The sequence below is a fragment of the Vibrio sp. 10N.222.46.A1 genome, from assembly GCF_041473595.1.
Classification (GTDB): Bacteria; Pseudomonadota; Gammaproteobacteria; order Enterobacterales; family Vibrionaceae; genus Vibrio; species Vibrio tasmaniensis_A.
Map to the genome: position 1 here is coordinate 1 of NZ_JBFRSN010001359.1, position 2868 is coordinate 2868.

At 42.2% G+C, this 2868-nt stretch carries 2 protein-coding genes and 1 pseudogene; all 3 read left to right on the forward strand.

The window, feature by feature from the left end; translation table 11 throughout:
• Positions 1-440 precede the first annotated feature (440 nt).
• Positions 441-1448, forward strand: a complete 1008-nt coding sequence (dmeF, locus tag AB4496_RS26590) for a CDF family Co(II)/Ni(II) efflux transporter DmeF (protein ID WP_102258516.1) — start codon at positions 441-443, stop codon at positions 1446-1448.
• Positions 1426-1842, forward strand: a complete 417-nt coding sequence (locus AB4496_RS26595) for a MarR family winged helix-turn-helix transcriptional regulator (protein WP_102258515.1) — start codon at positions 1426-1428, stop codon at positions 1840-1842. The genes dmeF and AB4496_RS26595 overlap by 23 nt, the downstream gene beginning before the upstream one ends.
• A 613-nt stretch (positions 1843-2455) precedes the next feature.
• A pseudogene (locus AB4496_RS26600) lies at positions 2456-2868 on the forward strand (methyl-accepting chemotaxis protein); the annotation flags it as partial.

Genomic DNA, 2868 nt, shown 5'->3' on the forward strand with positions numbered 1-2868 from the left:
CCAGATAGCAAGAATGTTCGGTTGGTCTGCCGCAGCGACGCCTTGAGCAACGCTGAGTGCGCTCATTGCTAACACGGTTTTGGTTAATTTAGTCAAGGTAATGTCCTTTCTTTAGTTTCTATTTGTTTAGAAAGAAAATACCAATTTTGTATTAACTCAGAGGACTACTGGGTATGAATTCTAGTTACTTAGAGGAATAGTGGAGCCGTGATCAGGGCTAGTGTTTTACTCAAAATCAGAGACCTGCCCCAGAGTTTATTTCTTGATTAAGTGAGCCTTATTCATTTTCGTCCCATTTCGAAAACCAAATTCGCCGTTGACAAACTTTGATAATCAAACTAAATTTCAACTAATTACTTTGATTGTCAAATTACTTGTCAATCAAAGGGCTTTTATTAAAAACGATAATCTAACCACAAACATCAGCTAAGGACGCCATTTTGAGTTTTCCAACACGTCACCAACACCACTTTTCTTCACATAACAGCCAAGGTGAGAAACGCACGTTCTATGTCCTGTTATTGACCGTCGTTACCATGGTTGTCGAAATTGTTGCGGGCACTATTTATGGCTCTATGGCATTGCTTGCCGATGGTTGGCACATGGGGACGCATGCTGCAGCGTTTGGTATCACTTTGTTTGCATACCGATATGCGAAGAAACATGCCGAGAGCGAACGTTTCTCTTTCGGTACCGGCAAAGTCAGCGTGTTAGGGGGCTACACCAGCGCGATTGCATTGGGGATTGTGGCATTGTTGATGCTCGTGGAATCAGTGCATCGCTTCTTTAACCCACAAGCGATTCAGTTCAATGAAGCGATCATCGTTGCTTGTATTGGTTTAACTGTGAATGTGGTGAGTATGTTTTTACTTGGCGATCACCATCATGATCACGGACACGAGCATGGCCACGATCATAGTAACAATCATAGTAAGAATCACGGTCATTCACATAGCCATGAGCACGACAGCGACCATGGTCATAAACATGGCGAGCATCACGGACACCATCATGATCACAACCTACGCGCAGCCTACATGCATGTGTTGGCGGATACTCTAACTTCGCTGCTTGCGATTGTTGCGCTGCTGTTTGGTAAGTTTTACGGTTGGAACTGGTTAGATGCAGCAATGGGAATGGTTGGCGCATTCGTGATTGCTAAGTGGACGATGAACCTGATGAAACAAACCAGCCCAATCCTACTTGATGAGAATATCGACCAAGATTATCGTGACTCAGTGACCGAAACCTTAACGCCTTATGCGTCTGTCACCGATTTCCATATGTGGAAGGTGAGTGGACATCACTATTCGGCAGCGATTACTCTTGAATCAAACAGTGATAAAACCGTCTCTGAATATAAACAAATGCTCGCCAAGTTTGATAAGATTAATCATCTTACTCTTGAAGTGCATTCAAACGACCATGCGAAATATAGAACAGCTTAACCAAATACTGACTGAGTTCTACGATAAAATGTCTTCGTGGGAACAGTCTGTAGTCAAAGAGACGGGTTACTCCCTGGCTCAAGTACACACCATTGAAGTACTTGGTATGCATGGCGCGTTAAGAATGAAAGAGCTCGCTGAAAAGCTGGGCATCACCACGGGTACATTGACCGTTCAAATCGAAAAGCTGGTTAAAGCCGAATTGATCGAACGCCATGAACACCCAACGGACCGTCGTGCAATCGTGGTTGCTCTAACTGATGAAGGGCAGAAGATTCACGTTCACCACAATCAGCTTCACTTGAGCCTAGTTAATGAATTAACGCAAGACATCGAAGAAGATGAGAAAGCGGTATTACTAAAGTGCCTATCTAAGATGGTAAAAGCGTTTTAGTCAGCCTTAAGTTCGAACCCTAACTTATTAGCTACAAAGCGATTGATTAAGAAATCTAAAAATGGACCTGACTCGAATTGAGTAGGTCCATTTTTTCGCCGTTTTCGATCGACTATACAATCACCAATCGATGGACTCACCGTTTAAAAAACAAGTCAAAACCTCCCAATATTGCTCTTCGTTCTTGCTCCGCTGATGAGCCAAAAAAATGTCATTCACAGCCGTCAGATCAATAATTGCCCAAACTGTTTTAATTCAAAGCCTTAATAGCAAGGCGTTCAGCTATTTATACCCCGTCAAATATCTGTCTCTCAGTTTTATAATTCTATTAATGTACATGTAGCGAAAATGTGTTATTGATTAATCTGTCGTTAATGGGTTGGGTCTTCTTTGTTTGAATGTATTGATGATGTCACTACTGGCGGGCAGGGCCGCTGCAAAAACTCAACCCCATTACTGATAAAAAATCATAACAATAACTCGATCGCACTAGCCATATATCCATGCTTTGATGCGATCAATTAGATACTTATAGTTAATTTAGTAAAGACGAGCCATGTATATGAATATAAAGAAAAAGCTCTATTCGTTGGGGGTGTTCTCCATCTTCGGCATGATTTCATTGTTGTTTACCACATCTCAATTTGCGGACACCACCGCTAAAATGAGCGAAGCCAAACAAATTACCAAAGAACTTGAAGTGCGACTGCTAAACCTTCGTCGTAACGAGAAAGATTTCTTACTTCGCAGTGATCTGAAATACCTCGACAAGTTCGACGTAAATTACAAAAAATTCTTAGCGTCTGAATCTGAGCTTAATGCTGTGCTGAATGGTCTGGGTTTGGCCAACAGTACGCATTTGCGTGAAGATATCGAAACGTACCACACAAGCTTTGTTAACCTTGTTAAAGCCAGCCAAGTGTATGGACTAGCACGAGACAGAGGCTTGTTAGGGGAATTTCATGCTGTACTCGATAACATCAGTGCCACCGCGAGTGCTGAACAAAAAATTGAGCTGTATCTCTT